At 46.0% G+C, this 6,847-nt stretch carries 2 protein-coding genes; both read right to left on the reverse strand.

Going from position 1 to position 6,847, the window contains the following annotated elements; translation table 11 throughout:
* Positions 1–38: 38 nt before the first annotated feature.
* A complete protein-coding gene (locus SFV55_RS16765) occupies positions 39–5,711 on the reverse strand; it encodes a gliding motility-associated C-terminal domain-containing protein (protein WP_320030681.1) in 5,673 nt (1,890 codons plus the stop codon).
* Between the two features lie 70 nt (positions 5,712–5,781).
* Complete coding sequence (locus SFV55_RS16770) at positions 5,782–6,738, reverse strand: PorP/SprF family type IX secretion system membrane protein (protein ID WP_320030682.1); 957 nt, start codon at positions 6,736–6,738, stop codon at positions 5,782–5,784.
* Between the last annotated feature and the right edge of the window lie 109 nt (positions 6,739–6,847).

The following is a 6,847-nucleotide window of genomic DNA, read 5'->3' on the forward strand; positions in this document are numbered from 1 at the left end:
CTTTCACTTCCATGATGGTTTGGGGTAAAACCCAAGCCTTATTTCACAATGGTAATGTCACCTTTGATGATCACCCCATTAGGAATATCCAATCGCAAAATGTAGTAATAAGTACCAGTTGGCAAGTCTTGTCCAGCCGTATTGGTACCCTTCCAGTTGTTGACATAAGGCTTAGCCCGGTATACGATGTCTCCCCAACGGTTGAAGATGACGATTTCGTTGTCCTTGTATTGTTCTGGTTGAACTTCAAGCACTTCAAATCGCAATTCATCGTTGGCACCATCCCCGTTAGGCGTGATACCAGTTGGAACTGAGAATTGGTAAGTATTATCCGATTTAACCTGGATTTTTACGGTTGCGGTGTCACACAATTCGATACAGATTTTGTTACAAACCTGGTAAACGAATTGATCGGATCCCGAGCGGCCAGGCAAGCCCCGGTAAACCACGCTACCACCATTTATGGCATCAACAACCCCCAAACTAGGGCCCTTCGCAACAGTTACCACATAGCCAGCTGTTCCACTAATTTTTTGATCATTGGCTACTACATTGATTGCCGTAGTTGGTTTGGCTGCAGTAGCTACGAAGTTGTCCAGGCGGTCATCCGTTGCAACTGGTGCAGTTTCCCGTATGATGTTTAAACTATCCCGGCTATAGTTGGGGCAGTCTGCAGTAGACAAAGACCAGATGAAGCGGTTGTTTCCATCTTTCAATCCCAGTGCCATAGTACTGGCCAGGGATGCCATTTCGATGGTAATTCCGTTTGGTCCGGTCCATTGCCCGGTGGTACCTGTTGGCAAGTTACCGACCAGTGGCGCTTCATCGTTACAAGTAGAAGTATCCCGACCTGCAGAAGCCCTTGCTAAAGAGTTGTCCAAAGAAACGGTAACAGTAGACTCACTCGTACAACCATTTTCGCTATTGGTAACCACCAGTTTGTAAGTACCTGGTGCATTGACCTGCGGAGTCAGGGTATTGTCAGGTGTAATGGTTCCGTTGCCACTTCCCACGGTCCATTTGTAGGTAATCCCCGTACCTGTTGCCGATCCTGCGCCATTAAGTGATACTTTCACCCCTGCGCAAGCGATTGGCACGGGAGTAAGCGCCTGAGCAACTGGTTTTTGCGAATTGTCGGTAATGGTGGTCGTTGCTTTGGTTGAGCAGGAGTTCTGAGTATTTAAAATAGTCAACTCATACGTACCTGCTTGGGAAACGCTAATCTGTAATGGATTGGCGCCAGGTGTTACTGCTGCTCCATCAGGGCCCTTCCAGTTAACCTGAAAAAGTGCACCTTGGGAACCAGTAGCCGTCACTTGTACCGATGGCGTTTTACAGGTAATGGCCGGAGCCTGGGCAATCGAAGCCTGTGGAGCAGCCTTGTCCGCCGTCACCACCAAGCTATCCGCCCGGAAACAACCATTTGAGGTATCCCGAACGGTAAGAACGTATACCCCAGCCTGAGTGATCTTACCCTGAAGGGCATTCGCTGGAGTTGGAGCTACCCCTCCACCTTTTGCAGTCCAGGCATAAGTAAACTTGGTTCCTGTAGAAGAACCTGTTCCGTTGATGGACAAGGTATCCGACTTACAACTCAGGGTTTGATCTGCTCCCGCCTGTGCTACCGGACGAGCCGTATCAGCCGTAATTTGTGCCAATCCTTCGCCGATACACCCTGTGCTGGAATTGGTTACTTTGATGGCGTAAGATCCTGCCCGGTTTACGCTGGAACTAATACTTGTTGCTCCACTTACGATATTGCCATCCGCGGTGGTCCACTCAAAGCTATAATTGGCTGTTGCAGGGCTAACACTCGCTGTCAGGGTCGCATTTGGTGTTTTACAGGTTATTTTCGGCAAATTGGCAATGGTAACTTGTGGCAAGGCACCATCCTGGGCTACAACTGCGGAATCAACAACTGAACAACCACTCAAGGTATCCAAGGCAGTTAAGCGGTAGGTACCAGCAGCCGTAATGCGCAAGGAAGTAGAATCTGTGGCGTAGGCCTGACCATCCTTTGTCCAGGTAAGGCGCAGATTTTGGCTTCCCCCTGCAGTACCGCTCAAAGACAAGCTTGGGACCTTACAAGTTAGGGTTCCCCCTGCACTAACGTCAACAGTAGGGGTGGTTTTATTCTCCTTGACCACCACAGTATCGTTGGTTACACATCCACTTGCGGTATTGGTAACAGCCAGGAAATAAGTACCCGGTGCTGTTACAATCGCACTGAGTATGGTATCCGTACCAACCTCAAAAGCACCACCCGTACTGGTCCATTTTGCCTTGTATTGTGGTGTATTACTAATGGTAGTAGTCAGTACAGGTTTATTCGTTTTGCACGAAATATCTACATCCTTTGATCCAATAATGCTTGGATAATCCGGACTCGGTTTCACCAGAATAGTATCGATGTCCAAACAACCATTGGCCTCATCAACCGTCCGCAAGCGATAAACCCCCTGCTTGTTTACATCAAATTTAAGGTCTCTGCTTAGGATGTTATTGTTTTCATCCAACCACTCATAAATGACGGGGGTCCTGTTTTGTGATTTACTCGCATCCAGAGTCACAGTTTCCCCTTTACACCCCAAGAAAAGGTCATCACCGGCATTAGCATTAGGACGGATTTGAGCGTTTTTCACTTCTACTGTATCTACCGCCAAACAACGGGTGATGGTATCCCGAACTTCCAGAGTATAAAAACCTGGGTTTGTGGCTTTGGGATTGAGTGAGCTTATTTCTGTTGGATCGATGGTGGTACCTACGGGGCCACTCCATTTGTATTTGATGGTAGTACCTTGCGTGGATTTACTTCCATCCAGGCGGAGGGTATCCCCTCTACAATCAAGGAACACATCATTTCCTGCATCAGCGAGTGGAATAGGGGCATTGCGGACTTCGATGGTATCTGACCCCGTACAACTTGTAGTTTTATCAAATACATTAAAAATGTAAATGCCTGGTTCACTTACTATAGTGAAAGCTTGATCTCTCAAACCCTCTATTTCACCCGTAACAGCCTCCCATAAATACCCGATATTCGAGCCTGTTGCACCACTTCCATTTAAACGAATGGCACCACGGCACCCTTTGATAGTGTCTCGTCCGGCGTTTGCGAGCGGAACTGTGGCATTTTCGGGAATATCAAAAGTATCTACCCGAATAATGGCTTCAGTACCTTGTCCGCTAAATATCCGTAGCTGTACCTGCCCTGCGGGCAAATTGATGGCTTTTTGGGTAAATTGCAGCGGTGCATTTTGGCCCAATACTGTCCAAGTGTAAAAGAAGCCTTTATCTGCACCTTTACCATCTACAGCTTTTACCTGAATAGTTCCGTTGCTAAGCCCAGGACAAGATACCTGCGTAATGAGGGTATCAACTATCAGGATGGTATCTTTGATACAAACTTCACCAGCTTTAGGGAATACACTACCAACTCCATCCAGGGTAGTTACTGAAGGGTTGGGGCTATTGTTGATGTCAATTTTATGGCATTCGTTGACCCCATCGACCAATTCAAAACACATGGTGAATATGGTGGAAGAATCAGCGAGATCTTTACCGGATGGATCGCTATAATCAACCGTCATTAAACCTACATTCGCCGAACTCACATCCAGGCTAAATCCGGTCAATCCATTGGCTGGAGTTGCCGAAACAAATTTCAGCGCCGTTGGCCAGTTGACTTTGAACTGGGTGGAGGTTACTTTTTTAAAGCTCTCCACTTTAAAATCAACACAGACGGTATCTTTAATGTACCCGGTATTTTCACCCATCAAAAGGAAAAACCCAGTTGGATTCAGGATGCAAAATTCTGTAGGCGCCCCGGTAATTCCAACGTTTTTACCATTAGAAGTACTGAGGATAGCTTGGCTTTCCAGCGGAAAATCCAAGATTTCAATGTTGTTATCGCAATTATCCTGAGTTCCCAGCTCTCCTGGAGAAGGTCCGATTATTTTATAACATACTTGGAAAATAATGGTTCCTTCAGGAACAGTAATAGGAGTTTGAGATTCGTAGTTGAAGGTTAATGCCCCACTTTTAACCCCTGCAGAATCAAAATTGGCATTAAAGTCCAATCCTGGGAGTCGTGTGGTATTGAGGTTTTTGACCTGGGTAAATTCAATATCGGCAGGTTCCCAGTTCAAGGAAAACTGAAAGTCAATAACGTTTTGGAAATTGCCCACTGCAACATCTGTACAAATCTCGTCATTAGGTTTTCCATTTCCAGCCGTAAGTACAACTCTTACCCCCGCAGGCTGCTTGATTTGTACTTCACAGTTGCTAGGTGCCAATCCTATATTGATTATACTTCCTCTTTGGTTGATAATGGCGGTGTTGCGGTTCAATTGAACAGGTGCCTCCAGAATGCTATCTCCAGGGCTGGTACCGCCTAATCCAATTGCTTTGAAACAAACTGAAAAAACCTCCTCTCCAGGGCCAACGTTGGCCGTGAGGTTACCCGCTGCCGCCCAATTTAAACCCAAAACACCATTACTTACGTTGCTAGTGTTAAAAAGCCCATTAGCCAAACCAGGTACCTTGTTGCCAGCAGGAATAGATACTCGTACAAACTGTAAAGCATTGGCATTCCATTCCGTGAGGAAGTTCATGGAATTAACATTCGGAGTTCCCTGTGGAGCAGTCACCTTTACACACACTTCCTGATTGATTTGCACAGGAGCACCACAATCCACAGCTAATTTTAAGCCAGGAGGATCGCACTGGTCAATCTCAACGAAAGTGGATACTCCAACAATTGGAATTACCTCTCCTTCTCTTACGGTGTTGATAGCCTCCTTTTTGGTTGGAGAGTCCGAGAAAGAGACCTCTGCCAGGTCGGATCCACAAGGGCCGATGATTTTAAAAAAAACTTGAAAAATAGTGGTACTATCTTTTAGGGTAGTTCCACTTCCCTGAGGATCGATGTAGGACCAGGAAACAGTTAAATTCCCTTTACCTATGCTGCCTTGGTTATCATTGGGGCGTCCGAAGCTGCTTGCAGAAAGGTTGGTCAAAGTTTCCAATGGCACCACACTGCTGAACTCCAAAAGGGAGGTATCATAGTTCATTGAAAACTGACAACTGGTCAGGGCATCAAATCCACTTACTTTCACGTTGATGAAAACAATGTCGCCAGTAGCACCTGTCGCATCAGTGGCGAAAAGACGAATCGGGCGAACACCAACAGAAACATCTCCTACGGTTGAATTAGGGTTGTAACCAATCGCATTACATTGATTGACGCCAAAAAAACGCTCAAAAATGATGGGATTCAAATCACCGGTAAAATCCCGGTCTTCGGTTGGCCCAACACTGGTGGCTTGACCATATTTACCAATGACTTTAAAACATACTTCAAAAATAGTTTCAAAGTCATTGAGGGTAATCGAATTGGCCTCAGTACAAGGTCCTGGCGACCAGTTCATGAACAACAAGCCCGATTTAGCACGACTTGAGTTAAAATCAGAAGCGTCCAGGCCGGGCAATTTACCACTAACCCGCACTTCCTTAAATTCCAAAATTGTGCTATCCCAGCGAATGGGTAATTTGACAAAAGTGATGTCGGTAAAGTCTTTGACCGTCACTTGGATACAAATCTCTTCACCAGTGTTTTTAACACCGGAAGAAAAGTTAACCGAGGGCCCTTGAGCCCAGGTCATCATTTGAACAGCCAGGATACAACCCAGCAGAGCAAGAATTTTTTTCATGGAAGAATGAATTTGGGACATGTTGTCCATTTTCCAGTCTTAATTCAATTCATGGAAATGAACTGAGCGATCAATTTTGGAATGACAAGGTTAAGTTCAACTCGTGGGTAGCTCCAGTGGAGGGGCCAAATGTACTGAAGTTGTAATCGAAACCATAGCCTAAGCGGAAAGTATTGTTCAACCCGGCATTTTCACCAAGTACAAATCCCGTTTCCAGGTGTACGGCTCCTGCTGAAGAACCACCCGCACCAATCCAAAGTGCCGTTGGCATTTGGTAACGGAGATTGAGATCAACGTTGACCGGTGCGTTGGGTGTATATTTCACCCACATTGATGGCTCGAGAAAACCGTCGTTGCGGAAAAACTTGTAATACCCGATTTGGCCATAAAAGTGTTGAACCCTTTTGGTAAAAAACTCGCCCTGCTCGTTGGTGAAGGTGAGATCCAAACCAAAAGCTTGTGGAACGGAAAGACCTGCGTAGAAATAGTCGTCAGAAAATCGACCTCCAACTGCTTTGTAGAAAAACACACCCACACCTACATCTGGGAACATTTGCCCCTGGTCTACTCCTGAGAGCGCATCGTTATCGTCGCGAAGTTTAATTTCCGAAGAACGAACCCGGTATTGCACCATTCCGGCAGTAAGGCCAATGGACAAACCACCATATTCAGGGTCTTCGGACAATACCCCGGCAATTCGACCATAAAAACCAGTAAACCCAGTTGGCCCAGTTTGGTCGTTGATCAATTGACCGCCAAACATCATCGATACTCCGCTACCTCCCGAATTGATGTAGGAAGCGCGCAAGGTTTGTGTTTTAGGCGCAGCTCCCCCAAAACCAGCCCACTGGCTACGGTAAGAGGCCCCAACACTGATGTTGTTTCCATATGCAAGAAAATCTGACTCAACCGCCGCCGGGTTGATAATGGTCTGATTTTCACGATACTGAGTGAACAGGGAAAGCTGTTGAGCGAATGAAACAGCGGTCGTCAATACAAAAATGACAAGTAAACATACTCTGGTCATGGGACGAGTTTTTGAGATGGCCAAAATTACCAAAATTCCCTTTGCTTGGTTGTTAAATAATTTTCAGCCCCAAAAATATCTTTTTTTTACGTATTTGAATTATTTCCAC

It is taken from the genome of Haliscomenobacter sp. (genome assembly GCF_033763495.1).
Lineage (GTDB): Bacteria > Bacteroidota > Bacteroidia > Chitinophagales > Saprospiraceae > Haliscomenobacter.

Bases quoted from the DNA above. Each gene is read 5' to 3' on its own strand.
- SFV55_RS16765 (WP_320030681.1), bottom strand. From the start codon at position 5,711: ATGAAAAAAATTCTTGCTCTGCTGGGTTGTATCCTGGCTGTTCAAATG.
- SFV55_RS16770 (WP_320030682.1), bottom strand. From the start codon at position 6,738: ATGACCAGAGTATGTTTACTTGTCATTTTTGTATTGACGACCGCTGTT.